This is a genomic window from Bacteroides intestinalis, assembly GCF_003464595.1.
Taxonomy (GTDB): domain Bacteria; phylum Bacteroidota; class Bacteroidia; order Bacteroidales; family Bacteroidaceae; genus Bacteroides; species Bacteroides intestinalis_A.
In genome coordinates this window covers 37,153-55,839 of the sequence record NZ_QRZF01000014.1, presented here as the reverse complement: position 1 = coordinate 55,839, position 18,687 = coordinate 37,153, and the positions used below count along the sequence as shown (strand labels likewise).

14 protein-coding genes are annotated in these 18,687 nt (G+C 41.0%); 12 read left to right on the top strand and 2 right to left on the bottom strand.

What is annotated here, in order from left to right; genetic code table 11:
• Nucleotides 1-39: 39 nt before the first annotated feature.
• On the bottom strand, nucleotides 40-1,671 hold the full coding sequence (locus tag DWW10_RS17755; RefSeq protein ID WP_118487205.1) for a CTP synthase: 1,632 nt from the start codon (nucleotides 1,669-1,671) through the stop codon (nucleotides 40-42).
• Between the two features lie 232 nt (nucleotides 1,672-1,903).
• Between DWW10_RS17755 and DWW10_RS17750 the strand changes: the two genes are divergently transcribed.
• From DWW10_RS17750 to galE, 9 genes are all read left to right on the top strand, one after another.
• Nucleotides 1,904-3,346, top strand: coding sequence for a DUF3078 domain-containing protein (locus DWW10_RS17750; RefSeq protein ID WP_118487203.1), 1,443 nt, complete (start codon nucleotides 1,904-1,906; stop codon nucleotides 3,344-3,346).
• A 340-nt stretch (nucleotides 3,347-3,686) separates the two neighbouring features.
• Complete coding sequence (locus DWW10_RS17745; protein WP_044534790.1) at nucleotides 3,687-4,106, top strand: SoxR reducing system RseC family protein; 420 nt, start codon at nucleotides 3,687-3,689, stop codon at nucleotides 4,104-4,106.
• A gap of 43 nt (nucleotides 4,107-4,149) precedes the next feature.
• Nucleotides 4,150-5,115: a Fe-S cluster domain-containing protein gene (locus DWW10_RS17740; RefSeq protein ID WP_118487201.1), complete on the top strand. Its 966-nt coding sequence runs from the start codon at nucleotides 4,150-4,152 to the stop codon at nucleotides 5,113-5,115.
• Nucleotides 5,116-5,153: 38 nt separating this feature from the next.
• Nucleotides 5,154-6,491 (top strand): electron transport complex subunit RsxC, encoded by a 1,338-nt coding sequence (gene rsxC / locus DWW10_RS17735; protein ID WP_118487199.1) that lies wholly within the window; start codon nucleotides 5,154-5,156, stop codon nucleotides 6,489-6,491.
• A 6-nt stretch (nucleotides 6,492-6,497) separates the two neighbouring features.
• Nucleotides 6,498-7,490, top strand: a complete 993-nt coding sequence (locus DWW10_RS17730; RefSeq protein WP_118487197.1) for an RnfABCDGE type electron transport complex subunit D — start codon at nucleotides 6,498-6,500, stop codon at nucleotides 7,488-7,490.
• Nucleotides 7,487-8,149: an RnfABCDGE type electron transport complex subunit G gene (locus tag DWW10_RS17725; protein WP_022391875.1), complete on the top strand. Its 663-nt coding sequence runs from the start codon at nucleotides 7,487-7,489 to the stop codon at nucleotides 8,147-8,149. The genes DWW10_RS17730 and DWW10_RS17725 overlap by 4 nt, the downstream gene beginning before the upstream one ends.
• 17 nt (nucleotides 8,150-8,166) lie before the next feature.
• Nucleotides 8,167-8,751: an electron transport complex subunit RsxE gene (gene rsxE / locus DWW10_RS17720; RefSeq protein ID WP_118220431.1), complete on the top strand. Its 585-nt coding sequence runs from the start codon at nucleotides 8,167-8,169 to the stop codon at nucleotides 8,749-8,751.
• Nucleotides 8,752-8,829: 78 nt separating this feature from the next.
• Nucleotides 8,830-9,408 carry an electron transport complex subunit RsxA gene (gene rsxA, locus DWW10_RS17715; protein WP_007663245.1) on the top strand — a complete coding sequence of 193 codons (579 nt, stop codon included), beginning with the start codon at nucleotides 8,830-8,832 and terminating at the stop codon, nucleotides 9,406-9,408.
• A 150-nt stretch (nucleotides 9,409-9,558) separates the two neighbouring features.
• On the top strand, nucleotides 9,559-10,593 hold the full coding sequence (gene galE / locus DWW10_RS17710; RefSeq protein WP_118487225.1) for a UDP-glucose 4-epimerase GalE: 1,035 nt from the start codon (nucleotides 9,559-9,561) through the stop codon (nucleotides 10,591-10,593).
• 321 nt (nucleotides 10,594-10,914) lie between these two features.
• Here the strand turns inward: galE and DWW10_RS17705 are convergent, their stop codons facing one another.
• Entirely contained in the window at nucleotides 10,915-11,661 is a 747-nt protein-coding gene (locus DWW10_RS17705; RefSeq protein WP_022391877.1) for an IclR family transcriptional regulator, read from the bottom strand.
• Between the two features lie 236 nt (nucleotides 11,662-11,897).
• Here DWW10_RS17705 and DWW10_RS17700 point away from each other — a divergent pair, with 236 nt between their 5' ends.
• From DWW10_RS17700 to DWW10_RS17690, 3 genes are read left to right on the top strand one after another with little or no spacing between them, the layout of a single operon-like run.
• Nucleotides 11,898-14,909, top strand: a complete 3,012-nt coding sequence (locus DWW10_RS17700) for a SusC/RagA family TonB-linked outer membrane protein (protein ID WP_022391878.1) — start codon at nucleotides 11,898-11,900, stop codon at nucleotides 14,907-14,909.
• A 10-nt stretch (nucleotides 14,910-14,919) separates the two neighbouring features.
• Nucleotides 14,920-16,590 (top strand): RagB/SusD family nutrient uptake outer membrane protein, encoded by a 1,671-nt coding sequence (locus tag DWW10_RS17695; protein WP_022391879.1) that lies wholly within the window; start codon nucleotides 14,920-14,922, stop codon nucleotides 16,588-16,590.
• A 21-nt stretch (nucleotides 16,591-16,611) separates the two neighbouring features.
• Nucleotides 16,612-18,687: a GH39 family glycosyl hydrolase gene (locus DWW10_RS17690; protein WP_118487195.1), complete on the top strand. Its 2,076-nt coding sequence runs from the start codon at nucleotides 16,612-16,614 to the stop codon at nucleotides 18,685-18,687.

The following is an 18,687-nucleotide window of genomic DNA, read 5'->3' as shown; positions in this document are numbered from 1 at the left end:
TAATTTCTAGTTTACAATTTTATAATTATTGAAATAATCTTATTTCTTTGCCTTTTCCTTTTCCTCGAAACTTTCGATAGATGCTTTAATGAAAGCCACGAACAACGGATGGGGATTCAATACCGTACTGCTGTATTCCGGATGGAATTGAGTTCCGACAAACCACTTCAGTTTCGGTATTTCCACAATTTCTACCAAGTCTGATTCAGGGTTGATACCTACACATTTCATGCCGGCAGCTTCATACTCCGTTTTATACTGGTTATTGAATTCATAGCGATGGCGATGGCGTTCCTGGATGTGTTCTGTTCCATAAGCCTCATAAGCCTTGCTGCCTTTCTGCAAAATACATTCGTAAGCTCCCAGGCGCATCGTTCCACCCATATTGGTGATGGATTTCTGCTCTTCCATGATGTCAATCACATTATGCGGAGTTTTCTCATTCATTTCGCGTGAATCAGCATCAGTATATCCCAGTACGTTACGTGCAAATTCGATAGCAATGCATTGCATTCCCAAACAGATACCGAAAGTCGGAATATCATGTGTGCGTGCATATTTGATAGCCACGAACTTACCGGCAACACCACGTTCGCCGAATCCCGGGCCAATCAATACGCCTGCCATGCCTTTCAATGCTTCCGCTACATTTTCTTCCGTGAGCTTTTCACTGTTCACGAAGTCTACAGATACCTTACGGTCATTGTACGTACCGGCTTGTGACAGGGCTTCACGGATGGATTTGTATGCATCCTGCAAATCATATTTGCCAACTAATGCAATGTGTAGCGGTTCTGTATTTTCCGCTTTATGACGACGCTCAAGAAAAGCACGCCACGGACCCAGTCCCGGTGTGTCGCCTACGGGCAATCCCATTTTCTTCAATATCGTTTCATCCAGTTTCTGAGCCTGCATCAGGATGGGAACTTCGTAGATGGTAGGAGCATCGATGCTCTGTACTACTGCGTTTTCGTCCACATTACAGAACAAAGCAACTTTCTTGCGTACGTTGCTACTCAGTTCGTGTTCCGTGCGCAAAACCAATATATCCGGTTGGATACCTGCACTCTGCAATTCCTTTACGGAGTGTTGTGTCGGTTTGGTTTTCAATTCACCAGCTGCTGTGAGGTAAGGCACATATGTAAGGTGTACACATAATGCATCACGTCCCAGTTCCCACTTCAACTGACGGATACTTTCCAGATATGGCAAGGATTCGATATCACCCACCGTACCACCGATTTCTGTAATTACAAAATCGAATTTATATTTGTTACCCAGCAACTTTACGTTTCGTTTGATTTCGTCCGTGATATGAGGAATGACTTGAATGGTCTTACCTAAATAATCACCACGGCGTTCTTTATCGATAACGCTTTTATAGATGCGTCCGGTTGTGATGTTATTGGCTTTTGTAGTCTGGATGCCAAGAAAACGTTCGTAGTGACCTAAGTCAAGGTCAGCTTCGTGTCCGTCTACAGTCACATAACATTCTCCGTGTTCGTAGGGGTTTAAAGTACCCGGGTCAATATTGATATACGGGTCAAACTTTTGAATGGTTACTTTGTAACCTCTTGCTTGTAGCAATTTACCAATGGATGAGGCGATGATACCTTTACCTAAAGATGAGGCAACGCCACCGGTGACGAAAATATACTTTGTTTCTCCCACAGCTATACTGTTTTTAATATTATTGTTTTGTTTGGTACGATGTACACATTTGTGTATCTATCTGTCTACACGTGAGACTTAAAAAGCGCAAAATTACAAAAAAAAGAGGAAGTACATAAAGTTTCGGCGAAACAATTATAAAAAAAGCATGTTTTCTTTTTCTTTCTCTATTTCTATGTTTTCTAAACATTTTAATTTAATTTTGCGCTCAAAACATAGATTTTAGGGCGTTATGAAGAATAAATTTTTATCTTTATGGGCAATCGCTGTGCTTTTTTCTTCGTCGGTTATGGCGCAGAATTCGGTGAAGCCTGTATTAAAAACCGGTGAAAAAACGGCTGTAGTACAAGCGGATACTTTATCGGACTTAATGAAGCAATATTTTGTTTTAAAGTTGAAACCGGGAAGTGTTACCCGGCAATTGGATACTGTTTCCATATCCTATGAAAAATATTTCGGAGTATTAAATTACCTGAATGATCCTTCTACTCCGGAGCGTTACATTGCGGACAATCCTAATTATTACCGCTTGTTTATCCCGTTGACTTATTATAATTCTCCCATGGAGAGCATTTCAACATTGAAATGGAAATTCCAGCCTTTTGATACAGCAAAAACTTCTGTAAAGGAACCATTGATGTTTGATGAAGCTCCTTTTACTTCGAAGAAACGTGCCAATGAAGTAGTGGACCGTGCGCTGTTATATCTTTATGCTAATGAGAACCCGCGTAAGATTGTGGCATGGGAAGATGAATTAATGCAGGTGAAAAGCTTCAGGGATAATATTGAAAAAGAAGTTTCATCTAAACCTTCTGTTATAAAATTATTTGTTCAGGAAGATATGGCCAATGTAAAAGAGGATGCAGAGGTTGTGATCCATAAGCCCAATTGGTGGGTGACGGGTGGAAGTGGTTCTTTGCAGATTACTCAGAACTATATTTCTGACAACTGGTATAAAGGTGGTGAAAGTACAAATTCTTTCCTGGCGAATCTGCAGCTGTTTGCTAATTATAATGATCGCGAGAAAGTGCAATGGGAAAATATGTTGGAGGCCAAGTTAGGTTTTGGTTCCACTCCTTCGGACAAGTATCACGATTATCTGGTAAACACTGACCTGTTACGCTTGTATAGTAAAATGGGTATCCAGGCAGCTTCTAATTGGTACTATACCATTTCAACAGAATTTAAAACCCAGTTCTGTCATGGTTATAAAGCGAACAGTGAAAAGTTAGTCTCAGCTTTCTTTGCTCCGGCGGATTTATCCACCAGTGTCGGTATGGACTACAAACTGAATAAGAAAAAATTTAATCTGTCTGTCTTTATAGCTCCGTTGACTTGGACGATGCGGTATATAGGTAATAAAGATGTAAATGAAGTGGATTTTGGTCTGGAGGAAGGCAAGAGCGTGCGTCATAATTGGGGTTCGCAAATACAACCGACATTGAATTGGACTATTATTCCTTCCATCGTACTGAATTCCCGTCTGAATTATCTGACCAGCTACGAGTGGACTCGTGTTGAGTGGGAAAATACGATCAATTTCATATTGAACCGTTATCTTTCTACAAAACTGTATGTACATGCACGTTATGATGACAGTAGCAAGCCGACTACAGGAGACAGTCACTTCCAGGTGAATGAGATTCTGAGTTTTGGTATCAATTATAAGTGGTAATTATAGATACTTGATATATGATGTAGTAAATAAGGCTGCTTCCTTTAAAGGAGGCAGCCTTATTTATAAATATCATTTTGTCATTTTGTACTTGCCAAAGGCTCTACTCCTTATTTATATTAACAGATAGATTCTCTGCTTTGCTTTAAATGAGGGTGCAAAGTGATATATCAATCCGTGTTTTAAAACAGCTTTTTTGACTTTTCCTGTGAAAAATGCGAAGAAAAACAGTTAAAACGGGAAAAAGTGCGTTAGCGTACACATAAAAAAGTAGGTGAAAGCCTTGCAGTTCACAAATAATGCGTAAATTTGCCGCAATTTGTAATGCACAGTTTGCAAAATGGCAGATATTATAAAACATCAAGGTATTGTGGAAAACATAAACGGTTCTCATGTTATGGTGAGAATTGTCCAAACGTCAGCTTGTGCAGCGTGTAGCGCTAAGGGACATTGTGCTTCAGCTGATACCAAAGAAAAAATGATCGATGTAATCAGTAATGATGCATCTTCCTACCAACCCGGTGACCGGGTAATCGTCTTCGGAGAACTATCCATGGGGATGATGGCGGTGTTACTGGCCTTTATAATACCTTTCTGTGTTCTGATTATTTCTCTCTTTATATTTATGGCTATCTGGAACGACGAACTTCTCTCTGCGATTTGTTCGTTAGCTCTCCTTATACCTTACTATTATATATTATGGCTAAATAAAACACGTATGGGGAAAAAGTTCTCTTTTTCCATAAAGCCGATAGACTAACTATTAGAACATTAAAACAAATAATTAAATAAATAACTAATTTATGAATGTAATTCTGATTGCAGTGATTTCATTGGGGGCTATAGCGCTGGTTTCGGCTGCTATTCTGTATATCGCTTCCAAGAAATTCGCCGTGTATGAAGATCCGCGAATTGCACAGGTAGGAGAGGTGTTGCCTCAAGCAAATTGCGGTGGGTGTGGTTACCCGGGTTGTAGCGGTTTTGCCGATGCTTGTGTAAAAGCAGGTTCGCTGGATGGAAAATTCTGTCCGGTAGGCGGGCAGCCTGTTATGACGCAAATTGCCGAAATCCTTGGTTTGGATGCTACTGCTGCCGAACCGATGATTGCGGTTGTGAGATGTAATGGAACTTGTGCCAATCGCCCACGTGTAAACATGTACGATGGTGCGAAGAGTTGTGCTATTGCAGCTTCTCTTTATGGTGGTGAAACAGGTTGTAGTTTTGGATGTCTGGGCTGTGGCGACTGTGTGGAAGCCTGTCAGTTTGATGCTATCCACATGAATCCTGAAACAGGACTTCCGGAAGTGGATGAAGCCAAATGTACTGCTTGTGCTGCTTGCGTTAAGGCCTGTCCGAAGAATATTATTGAAATTCGCCCGCAAGGCAAGAAGTCACGCCGTATCTATGTACAATGCGTGAACAAAGACAAGGGTGCCATAGCACGTAAGGCTTGTACGGTTGCTTGTATCGGTTGTGGTAAGTGTGTGAAAGTTTGTCCGTTCGAGGCCATTACGCTGGAGAATAATCTGGCTTACATTGATCCGAACAAATGTAAATCATGTCGTAAGTGCGAAGAAGCTTGTCCGCAGAACACGATTATCGCACTCAATTTCCCGCCACGCAAGCCGAAGGCGGAAGGTGCTGCTCCAAAAGTAGCTGTTGCACCAAAAGCTACAGAAACTCCTAAGGTAGCAGAGGCTCCTAAGGCTGTAGAAACCCCGAAAGTAGTTGAAACCCCTCAGGTTGAAACTCCGAAGGCGGAAGCTTAATAATCAAGAAGTAATAAACGACTAAAATACAGAATTGTATGTTGAAGACATTTTCAATCGGTGGAGTTCATCCACACGAAAATAAACTTTCAGCACATCAGCCCATCATCAAGGCGGAAGTTCCTGCCAAAGCTGTGATTCTGCTGGGACAGCACATCGGTGCACCTGCAAAACCGCTTGTGGCTAAAGGAGATGTGGTGAAAGTCGGCACAAAGATTGCTGAACCCGGTGGTTTTGTATCTGCAGCCATCCATTCGTCTGTCAGCGGCAAGGTTGCTAAAATCGATTTGATTATCGATGCCAGCGGTTATCCGAAGCCAGCTATTTTTATCGACGTAGAAGGTGACGAATGGGAAGAAAGCATTGACCGCACTGAAACTTTGGTGAAGGAATGTAATCTTACCTCTGAAGAAATTGTGAAAAAGATTGCCGATGCTGGTATTGTAGGTTTGGGTGGTGCTTGTTTCCCTACCCAGGTGAAACTCTGTCCGCCGCCTGCATTCAAGGCAGAATGTGTGATCATTAATGCCGTAGAATGTGAACCCTATCTGACAGCTGATCACCAGTTAATGCTGGAACATGCAGAAGAAATTATGGTAGGCGTATCTATCCTGATGAAGGCAGTAAAGGTTAATAAGGCATTTATCGGCATTGAAAATAATAAGCCAGATGCTATTCAGTTGATGACAAAAGTAGCTTCCAGCTATGCAGGCATCGAGGTGGTTGCTTTGAAAGTGCAATATCCGCAAGGAGGTGAAAAGCAGTTGATTGATGCCATCACCAGCCGTCAGGTAGCAAGTGGCGCATTGCCTATCTCTACAGGTGCCGTGGTACAGAATGTGGGTACTGCATTTGCTGTATATCAAGCTGTACAGAAGAATAAGCCATTGTTTGAACGTGTGATTACCGTAACAGGAAAATCGGTAGCAAAACCCTCCAACTTCCTGGCACGTATCGGTACGCCGATGAAGCAGTTGATTGATGCTTGCGGTGGTTTGCCCGAAGATACGGGTAAGATTATCGGTGGTGGCCCGATGATGGGAAAGGCGTTGATAAATACAGACGTACCGACTGCTAAAGGTAGTTCTGGTATTCTGATAATGAACAATAAGGAAGCCAAGCGTGGTGAAATTCAACCTTGCATCCGTTGCGCGAAGTGCGTGGGTGCTTGTCCGATGGGATTGGAGCCTTATTTGTTGTCGGCGCTTGCTGAACATACCGAATTCGAGAGAATGGAGAAAGAAAGAATTATGGATTGTATCGAGTGCGGTTCTTGCCAGTTCACCTGTCCTGCGAACCGTCCGTTGCTGGACTACTGCCGTTTGGGTAAAGGTAAAGTAGGGGCGATCATCCGTGCACGTCAAGCTAAAAATTAACGAAGTATGGAAAATAAATTAATAGTATCACTTTCGCCCCACGTCCATGGTGGTGACAGCGTGAAAAAGAATATGTATGGCGTGCTCATTGCATTGATTCCTGCATTTCTCGTATCACTCTATTTCTTCGGACTGGGTGCGCTGATTGTTACGGCTACTTCGGTGGCTGCCTGTTTGTTCTTTGAATGGACTATCGGCAAATTCCTTTTAAAGAAAGAAACCACGACTATTTGTGACGGTTCTGCCGTAATCACAGGTGTGTTGCTAGCATTCAACTTACCTTCCAATCTGCCTATCTGGATTATTATTCTGGGTGCATTGTTTGCAATAGGTGTCGGTAAAATGTCTTTTGGCGGACTGGGTTGTAACCCGTTCAACCCCGCATTGGCAGGCCGTGTATTCCTGTTGCTCTCTTTCCCTGTGCAGATGACGAGCTGGCCGGTTGTCGGACAGTTGACTTCTTATACAGATGCAACGACGGCGGCTACCCCTCTTAATCTGATGAAGCAGATTGCCGGTGGAAATATAGATGCCTTGAAAGACTTGCCTTCTTCTTTTGATTTACTGATTGGTAATAATGGAGGTTGCTTGGGTGAAGTAAGTGCTTTGGCATTGTTGCTGGGACTGGCTTATATGCTTTGGAAGAAAATTATAACCTGGCATATCCCTATCTCTATATTGGCTACGGTATTTGTATTCTCAGGTATTATGCATCTGGTAGATCCTGAAGTATATGTATCTCCGGTACTTCAACTGCTTACAGGTGGTTTGATGTTGGGTGCTATCTTTATGGCTACGGATTATGTTACTTCTCCGATGAGCAAGAAAGGGATGCTGATCTATGGTGCGTGCATTGGTCTGCTGACAGTGATTATCCGTTTGTTCGGTGCTTATCCTGAAGGTATGTCATTCGCAATCCTGATTATGAATGCCTTTACTCCGCTGATAAATACATATTGTAAACCTAAACGCTTTGGGGAGGTAGCGAAGAAGAAATGAAAAAGTTAGAATCATCCTTGAAGAATATGTTGCTGGTACTTACGGGGGTAACCGCTATTTCCGTGGCGTTGCTGGCATATGTAAATGAGCTGACGAAAGAACCTATTGCACAAGCCAATGCAAAAACATTGAGCGATGCGGTCAATGCAGTGGTTCCTGGTTTTGATAACGATCCGATTGCGGAAAAAAAGGTGCAGGCTGTGAACGGTGTGGATTATGCCGTGTATCCTGCAACGAAAGACGGACAATTTATTGGTGCTGCTGTAGAAGCCAGTTCAATGGCATTTGGCGGTGAACTGAAAGTACTGGTCGGTTTTGATGCAGAAGGAAACATTATAGATTATTCTCTGTTGTCGCATGTGGAAACTCCGGGATTGGGTTCCAAAGCTGCCGATTGGTTTAAAGAAGGCAATAAAGGAAGTATCAAGGGAATGAATCCGGGTAAAGCTCCTTTGTCTGTTAGCAAAGACGGGGGACAGGTAGATGCTATTACTGCTTCTACCATTACTTCACGTGCTTTCCTGAATGCTGTGAATGCTGCTTATGCTGCTTATGCGGGTCAGAATGAGTCTGATGCTGCTACGGGCGCTACACAAAAAGTTGTTGAACCTGCTGAAAACGCAGCCACTGAGGCTACGGATTCCATCAGCGCTAAATAAAGAAAGGAGTAGAAGATATGAATAATTTTAAAGTTATGATGAACGGGATTATTAAAGAGAATCCTACGTTTGTACTCCTGCTTGGTATGTGTCCTACGCTAGGTACTACCTCTTCCGCCATCAATGGTATGGGTATGGGATTGGCAACCATGTTCGTGTTGATTTGCTCTAATGTTGTAATCTCGGCTATTAAGAATGTTATCCCTGACATGGTACGTATTCCATCCTTTATCGTAGTTATCGCATCTTTTGTAACCTTGTTGCAAATGGTGATGCAGGCTTATGTTCCTGCTCTGTATGCTACACTGGGTCTGTTTATTCCGCTGATTGTGGTAAACTGTATCGTACTGGGACGTGCCGAAGCTTTTGCTGCAAAGAATACTCCGGTAGCTTCTTTCTTCGATGGTTTGGGAATGGGACTTGGTTTTACCTTGGCTCTTACTCTGCTGGGTGCCGTACGTGAGTTTCTGGGAACAGGCAAAATCTTCAATCTGACTATTCTTCCTGAAGAATACGGCATGTTGATATTTGTACTTGCGCCGGGTGCATTCATCGCGTTGGGTTATCTGATTGCATTGATTAACAGCTTGAAGAAGAATTAATAATGGAAAATTAAAAATTAGAGATGAGAGTAGCAACTACTTTTAATTTTTAATTTTTAATTCTTAATTTTGAAAACTATGGAATATATATTGATATTTATTTCGGCAATCTTTGTTAACAACATCGTGTTGTCACAATTCCTGGGAATTTGTCCGTTCCTCGGAGTATCCAAGAAAGTGGAAACTGCATTGGGTATGTCGGCTGCCGTAGCATTCGTACTTACTATTGCTACTATAGTGACATTCCTTATTCAAAAGTTTGTTCTTGATGCTTTCGGTTTGGAATACCTGCAAACAATTACTTTCATTTTGGTAATTGCAGCCTTGGTTCAGATGGTAGAAATCATTCTTAAAAAAGTATCACCTTCCCTATATCAGGCACTGGGTGTATTTTTACCTTTGATTACTACAAACTGCTGTATTCTTGGTGTGGCCATTCTTGTAATTCAAAAGGATTATGACCTGTTGACGGGTGTAGTTTATGCATTCTCTACTGCTATTGGCTTTGGCTTGGCACTGACACTCTTTGCGGGTTTGCGTGAACAGATGAGTTTGGTGAATATTCCGAAAGGTATGAAAGGGACTCCGATTGCTTTAATTACAGCCGGTCTTTTGGCTATGGCTTTCATGGGATTCTCCGGTGTGGTAAAGATCTGAAAAAAGAACATTGAGTAATAGATAAGGGGTAGAAGAAATTCTGCCCCTTTTAAATTTAAACTAAAAAAATACTCTTTTTTCTTTTTATCTAAAATTAATTTCCTTAAATTTGCCGCCACAACGATGATAACCTATAAGAATAAATCACTGATGAAAGAAAAGATCTTGGTTACAGGTGGAACAGGTTATATTGGTTCACATACTGTAGTAGAACTTCAAAACGCAGGTTATGAAGTAGTGATAATAGATAATTTGTCAAACTCTAGCGCTGATGTAGTTGATAACATCGAAAAAGTATCAGGTATTCGTCCCGCATTCGAGAAATTGAATTGTTTGGATTTCGCTGGTCTTGACGCTGTGTTTACTAAATATAAAGGCATTAAAGCCATCATCCACTTTGCAGCCAGTAAGGCTGTAGGCGAGTCGGTTCAGAAACCATTGCTTTATTATCGCAATAATCTGGTTTCATTGATTAACCTGCTCGAGTTGATGCCAAAGCATGGAGTGGAAGGTATTGTGTTCTCTTCTTCTTGTACAGTTTACGGTCAGCCGGACGAATTGCCGGTAACGGAGAAAGCCCCGATTAAGAAAGCTGAATCTCCTTACGGTAATACGAAGCAGATCAATGAAGAAATCGTTCGCGATACAGTGGCTTCAGGTGCTCCTATCAATGCAATTTTGCTGCGCTATTTCAATCCGATTGGTGCGCATCCGACAGCATTGCTTGGTGAGTTACCCAATGGTGTGCCTCAGAACTTGATACCTTATCTGACCCAGACCGCTATCGGTATCCGTGAGAAACTGAGCGTCTTTGGTGATGATTATGATACGCCCGACGGCTCTTGTATACGCGACTTCATTAATGTAGTCGATTTGGCAAAAGCACATGTTATCGCTATCCGCCGTATCTTGGAAAAGAAACAAAAGGAAACAGTGGAAGTATTTAATATCGGAACGGGACGCGGTCTTTCAGTATTGGAATTGATTAACGTTTTCGAAAAAGCAACCGGTGTGAAACTGAATTATCAGATTGTCGGTCGTCGTGCGGGAGATATTGAAAAGGTATGGGCCGATCCTAAATTCGCTAATGAAGAGTTGGGTTGGAAAGCTGTTGAAACCATCGAAGATACATTGCGTTCTGCATGGAACTGGCAATTGAAGCTTCGTGAGAGAGGTATTCAATAAGCGATAAAAGAGATTTTTGTTTTTATTAACAAATAGGAAATGAACAAATGCTTCCCCGCATTTGTTTATATGTTGCAAATCAGCCTGACGCTGTTTATGTATATGTGAATATCCGTAACTAGTACTTATGCCTCCCCGGCATAGACAGGTAAGATTGCATAGTAGTTTTGTCGTGTTTTATTTTGTGTTTGTGTTGTGAATAAGCCTTGTCGGGAGACAGGGCTTATTTTTTTGTATGCCGAGCATGAGGCGTACGCTTTAGGGTCCAAGTCCTATTTGTCGTGAGAAGTTAGCCGGGCTCATATGTTTTCTACTCTTTTTTTATTCTTCTTGTTCTTCTATTGCCTTATTCAGTAAAAAAGTCGTTTCTTTAAGTTTTTCGACAATCTTTATTTTAGTAGTTTCGTCAAACCGAATATCTGGCAAATAAATCCCCAGACTTGCGATGATTGTCTTGTTTTTATAAATAGGAGTTGCTAGGCTAACAACATGGTTGGCATTGGAAGTGATTTCCACTTCTTTTGCTCTAATTTCACTTAAGGCAGCAACCAGATTTTGTGTATTCTTTATTTCCGGCCACAATTCTTTATCGGGTAATCCGTATTTTCCAGTGAAATAGTTTAGTTCTTTTAGGGAGTAGTGGGCTAGTATCATTCTTCCGGTAGTAGCTTTATAAACGCTGGATTCTTGAGTGGTTCTGACCTGGATTTCGTGGGTGCATTCTGCTTCATATAATAAAATTCGTTTTCCCCCTTCAATAATGGAGAGAATAACCGTTTCATTTATACTATCCCGGAGCTGCTCAATGAGAGGCTTTGCGATTTCTTTCAGTTCAGCATAATAGGTATATGAGTTGGTTAATTGATAAGCCATATAGCCTAGTTTGTATCCCTTTTTTGCACCTATCTGTTCTACATAGTTTCTGTTTACCAATGTTTTTAATATGTTGGCACATGTTCCATGGTTTAATTGAAGTGAATCTGCAATTTCGGACAAGCTTAGGTCTTCTTTGGGGCTGGAAGCTATTACTTCAAGAATGCTTAGGGCCCGATGTATGACTTGTATCATATCTATAATATAAAAGTTATTTTTTAATAGTTTTATAATGCAAAATTAGGAATTATAATTCTATTGCCAATTTTTATGTTTTGTTTTTAACTACTATTGTGTGTATGGCCTCGTGTAGAGCCCTTTTGATGGCTTATTCTTATGTTCTACAGCAGAAATCGCATTTTTTTTCTGCTGATTATTTTGATCCTAAAAGACTAATAGTAATTTTGCATTGAAAAATTAAATTTTATATTATGAAAACAAGATGTTATTTGTTACTGTGTATGTTTGTTTGCACCACGGCTTTTGCTCAGCATGGTGTAAAAGGCAGAATTGTGGATGCCGGTACCGGAGAGTCTTTGGTAGGCGTGAATGTTACGGTAAAAAATGAGAGTTCCGTAGGTACGATTTCTGATTTGGACGGAAATTATTCTTTGGTTGTTTCTAAAACTGCTACTTTGGTATTTTCGTATATAGGTTACATAAGCCAGGAGATACCAGTAGGAGAGAAAAACATGATTAATGTTTCATTGGTTGAAGATTCGAAAACCTTAAATGAAGTTGTTGTGATTGGTTATGGAACTATGAAAAAATCAGATTTAACTGGTTCTGTGGTCAAAGCAGATTTGAATACTATGAAAGATTCTCCAAATACAAGTATCATTCAGTCTCTTCATGGTAACGTGGCTGGCATACAAGTAGGGCAAGTGAATACAGCAGGAGAAGAACCGACTATGCAAGTACGTGGTCAGACTACCATCAATGGTAATAAGGATTTGTTAATTGTGTTGGATGGGGTTATCTATAACGGTAGAATCGGCGATATAAATCCTTCAGATGTTACATCCATTGATATATTGAAGGATGCCAGTAGTAAGGCTGTATACGGTGCTAAGGCAGCTAATGGTGTATTGATGATTTCTACTAAATCCGGGCGACGTGGGACTGCTCCGCGAATCAGTTATTCCAGTAATTGGTCATTTAGTAATCCTACCAAAAACTTCCGTCCGCTGAATCGTGAAGAATGGCTGCGAAAAGTCCGCGACGTAGAATATGAAAAGGCTTATACGCAATCTTCCGGTTATACGGAAATAAATCCTGCTTGGGAGTTTTCTAGCAGCTCGTTGAATATTTCTCAGATGAATGGGGTAGATGACGGAATCGAATACGACTGGTGGGGAAATGCCAAGCAGACAGGTCATATCTATACAAATACCATTAATGTGGACGGAGGGAATGAACAGGTATCCTATTTCCTTTCCGGTAGTTTTACGGATCAAGCAGGCATTATAAAGAATGATAAATATAAGCGAACTACGTTCCGGACTAATGTGGATGTTAGAATAGCTCCTTGGTTAAAAGTAGGAACCAATACATTTATCTCTTTTCTTAACTATTCCGGAGAATGTCCGAATATAAACAGTATAGTCCGGATGCCAAGTGTTGTTATGCCTCAAAATGATGAAGGTGAATGGATAGTTAGTCCAAACGGCGGAAACATAAAGAATCCATTCCTTGCTTATCTTTCGGATGATTTGGACAAAAGGCATCAAATAAATACAACTGTTTATGGTATAGTGAATATTCCTTTCGTTAAGGGATTAAGTTATAGAATTAATTACAATTACACGACGGGAGTTACCAACCAGTATAATTACAATCAATATGAGGCCAGTGAGAAAGGAGAAGCTTCAAAATATATCGGCAATACTTATTATTGGCTGGTTGATAATATTGTAAACTATTCCAACACATTTGGTAATCATCATTTGGATGCGACGTTTGTTTACGGTTGTAACAGGCGAAGCGGAGATGGGACCCGAGCATTGGGAGAACAATACTCGAATACAGCCACAGGATATAATGACTTGGGACAAGCTATTATTCAGAAAATTAGTTCATCTGCTTGGAAAGAAAGCAATCTATATCAGATGGGACGTTTCTCGTACAATTATATGGGTAAATATTTCATGACCGGAACATTAAGGCGCGATGGCTTTTCCGGTTTTGCTTCCAATCATAAGTTCGGATGGTTTCCGTCATTTGGTTTAGGCTGGACACTATCTCAAGAATCTTTTATGGAGAGATTCAAGCATTTGGATAATTTGAAACTCCGTGCAAGTTATGGAGTGACTGGTAATCAAACAGACCGATATTCTTCTTTGGCTAAAGTCGTATTGGGAGGTGAGCACAGTTATGTGTTTGGAGATGGTGCTGTGACGGCTTTGGGTTCTAATGTCTCAACCATGGGTAATGTGGATTTGAAGTGGGAAACGACATCCGAATATAATGTAGGCATTGACTTTGCATGTTATGGAAACAGGATTTCAGGTTCTATCGACTATTATAATGCCACTACCAAGAATCTGCTTTGGAATGTCGTGATTCCTTCGATAACCGGTTTTAAGTCAGTTCGAAGCAATGTAGGAAAATTGAGAAACCAAGGCTTGGAAATTGTGCTTAATACCATTCCTGTCAGAACAAAGGATTTTGAATGGTCGTTGGGATTTAACTTTGCAACCAATCAAAACAAGATTATCTCATTGTTGGGAGAAGATAATGATAAAGATGGGAAAGAGGATGATTTGATATCAAGTGGTCTTTTTATAGGAGAATCAATAGGTACGATATATGGGTACGAGATAGAAGGTATTTGGCAAATTGCCGATAAGGAGAATGGCAGCATTATGGAAGGTTTTTATCCCGGTACCTATAAGATAAAAGATCAGAATAATGACGGGAAAATATCCGCTGATAAAGACAGGGTAATACTGGGGCATACAGAGCCTGCTTATACTCTTGGCATCAAAAACAGGTTCAGTTACAAAGGATTTGATCTTAATCTTTTTATTAATGTAATCCAAGGAGGGAAGAAAGGATATATGAGCTACAATAAACGTCCGGATTATATAGGCAATTCCATAGGCAATGCAGAAAATCAAAACTGGACGAATGCATATGATTATTGGTCACCGCGTAATCCGAACGCTAAATTCGCAACAGTATGGTCTTCACCGACGATGGAGGGAGAGATTGTACAGCAAAGGAGTTTTGTCCGTTTGCAGGATGCTTCCTTAGGATATACTTTAGAGCAGAAATTCATCAAGAAATTGGGTATTGACAATCTCAGGCTCTTTATGAGCGGGCAAAATCTGTTGACATTTACCGGTTGGGATGGTTGGGATCCGGAAGTCGGTTTAGGAATTGCGTCAACCGCTTATCCTGTTATGCGAACATATTCTTTGGGTATAGATATAACTTTTTAAAGATAATAAAATGAAACTAAATAGATTAATTATTGGATTGTTATCCATATGTTTTGTCGCTTCTTGCGATGAAAGTGCTTTTTTGAAAGAAGAACCGTTAGATTTTTTAGGTCTTGAAAATGCTTATAAATCATACGATGATTGTCAAACAGCCATTAATGGTCTTTATGCCAAGGTACGGGCTAATTTCTATAATAGTGATTTCATTTTTTTCATGAGTACGGATGTTGCCAAGAATGCGCGTCACAATAACAATTTTATGGGAAATATGAAGGACTGGATGATACCCGAACAAGCAGGCATTGCTGATTTGTGGGATAGGGAATACAAACTGATAAGCAATGCAAACACTTTGATAGACAGGGTGGCTGCATTGTCGATTACTGATGAGCAAAAGTCTCTTGTTACAGCAGAAGCCAAGTTCTTCAGAGCTTTCGGATACAGGACGTTGGTGTATTGTTTTGGAGGGGTACCTCTTGTTCTGGAGGAAAATAAAGTTCCCAAAACGGACTATACACGCAATACGAAAGAAGAAGTATTGAAAGCCATGAAAGAGGACTTTGAGGAGGCCACAAAAAAACTTCCGGATATTGAAGTTGTGGCAGATGGAAAAATATCCAATCTGGTAGCCAAACACTATTTGGCGGAAACTCTTATTTCATTGGGAGAATATTCGGCTGCAGTCAAGTATTTGAGCGAAATAATCGATGCTCCCCATGTCGCATTAATGAAGACTCGTTTCGGATCACATAAGAATGAAGCAGGAGATGTGTTTTGGGATTTGTTCAGAAGAAAGAACCAGAATCGTTCAACTAACGGGAATACAGAAGCACTTTGGGTTATTCAGATGGAAGTGGATACGGAAGGAGGATATCTGGTTTCGACTAAATACCGACCCTACTATCTTGAGCGTTTTGCTGCTCCTGTCACTTATTCATTGAAGGACCCCGAAGGGAAGGTGGCCTTTTTGTCGACGAACGGCCGTTCCGATTTGAATGTAGGAGGTCGTGGCGTATCGAACATGTGTAATACCGATTGGTGGTTGAATGATTTGTGGGAGAGTGATTTTGATAATGACATACGGAATTCCAAGTACAATATTGTCCGTAATGCCTATTATGATTTACCTTCTTCCAAATACTATGGAAAAAGTGTGTTCGGCGAAGACTCGTATAGTAAGACTTTGAAGGAAAATTGGTGGCGTTGGTTTCCATGGCCGTCAAAAATCACTACTCCGGGAGAGCATCCTGAAGCATTGTATGAGGATAAGGAAAAGCTGCTTTTGAAATCAACGGCTGGTGGTACCTATCTTGACCAATATATGCTTCGGCTGCCCGAATGCTATCTTCTTCGTGCCGAAGCCTATCTGGATATGGGGGACAAGGACAAAGCGGCCGCTGATATAAACGTGGTAAGAAACAGGTCGCATGCAAAAGATATCGTTGCGGAAGATGTGACTATCGATTATATTTTGGATGAACGTGCACGGGAAATGGTTTACGAGGAGTTTCGCCGTATTACACTGGGACGTTTGGGAAAATATGTGGAGCGTACACGTAAATGTAACGAATACAATGGTCTGCAAATGGAAGATTACCACGAGCTGTTTCCCATTCCATACAGTGTGATTGAGGCTAACAAGAATGCGGTTCTGGAGCAAAATCCCGGATATTCCGATTAATTAATCTTTAACTATACAATTATGCTACGTTTACTAATTGTTTGTTTAATGTTTGTTTTAGGCACCGGAGTTTCTTCCGGTGCTCAGAAAGATACAATCAGGGTTCTTTTCATCGGGAATAGCTATACTCATTTCAACAGAATGGTACAGACGGTACAAGAACTTGGTCAAAGTGTGAATGTGCCTGTCTATGCTCAAAAGGTGGCTGTCGGTGGATGGTTTCTGAAACAACATGCTGCCAGTTCACATACAATTGATGCTATTAAACAAGGTCGTTGGGACTATGTTGTGTTGCAGGAGCAGAGTCTGGCAATGGCATGGGAGTATGAGTACTTGCAAAAACAGGTTATGCCGTCAGTTGTAAAATTGGATAGCATTGTCCGGAAATATAATACGGAAGGAAAAGTGCTGCTCTACATGACGTGGGGACGAAATAATGATAGTTTTGACAGTATGCAGAAGCGTATTATGGCTGCATATACTTCCGTGGCAGACAGCATAGGCTGCGAGTGTATACCTGTGGGGTTGGCTTTTGAGCGGGTAAGGAAAGAACGCCCCGAATTGAGTCTTTATCAGTCTGATGACAGTCATCCCACCCATATCGGAAGTTACTTAATTGCCAATATGTTTCTTTCTTATTTCACTTCCAAGCAATATGTGAGTCATTGTTACGGTCGGTTAATGCAGGAAGATGCACTTTATTTGCAGCGGGTGGCTCAAGAAGTTAACAAAAACTGGAAAAGAGACAGAACGTTCCCGCTCCTTGGTCATTTAAAGCCTAAATCGGTGGCCGATACACGCAATCATTTGACAATTGGCTGTGAGGTCCTAGACCGTGATTATGCGGATTATGAACAATACAAGAAATACCTGGCTCCATTAGGTATGCGTAAGATAAGGCTTCAAGCAGGATGGGCAAAAACGGAGAAGGTGAAAGGGCATTATGATTTCAGATGGCTCGACACTATCATAGACGACGCTTTAGGACGCGGACTGGAAATCTGGTTGGAAGTTTCGTATGGAAATCCTATATATCAAGGTGGAGGAACTCCTTTTCTGAAAGGAGGATGGCCTGTTTCGGAGGAAGGAAAAACTGGATGGAATAATTGGGTGCGAGCATTGGCGCAACATTATAAAGGGAGAGTACATGAATGGGAAATCTGGAATGAACCAGACATAAACAAGGAACTGGGCAAGGACTATGAAAGCCTTGCAGAACTGAATATTCGTACTGCGGAAATCATTAAGGAAGTAGATCCTAAGGCTAAAATCGCAGCATTGGCTCTTGCGTTGATTACTGATACGACATTGACTGAAAATTGTCTTAAAGAGTTTAAGAAACGTGGTAAACTGGATTTGTTCGATTGGATTTCGTATCATCAATACATGTTCCGTCCCGAGGACATGTATCCTTTGGTGGAGAGGCTTCGGACGGTAGTCGGTAAATACTCATCTCACATAAAGTTGTGGCAGGGAGAAAGCGGTGCCCCGTCAAGAGGACGGATGGGGGGAGCGCTGAGTGCTTACGACTGGACTGAAACCTCTCAGGCCAAATGGGCGTTAAGGCGGATATTGGGTGATCATGGACGAGACATTGCCACGGGAATATTCTGTATTTCAGATATGAATTATGCGGCAACTGATGCCATTAAAAAGAAGAACGTGAAGGGATTGCTGCAAACAGATGATGAGAAACGGGTTATACGTCCTAAAATGGCCTATTTTGCGGTTCAGAACCTGGTGTCGGTGTTTGATTTATTCAACTATAGGCTTGATGTAGAAAAAATTAGTCTGAATCGTGATTATTCATGTAGTAAATTCTTGTATGAGACAGAAAAAGATGGACTGCAATCATGCCTGTTATGGTGGGATGATTCTACTCCATTTAATTTTAATGCACCTATTCCAACGGAAGTAAGAGTTAAAAATGGGAAGTTTGAATGTCCGGTAATTGTAGATATTCTTTCGGGAACAGTTAAAAATATACCCGAGGATAAAATTACGAAGAAGGGAAGTGAATACATCTTCAGTGGCATCCAGATATATGATTCACCTATATTGATAACGGATAAGAGCTTGATTCAATTTGACAAATAA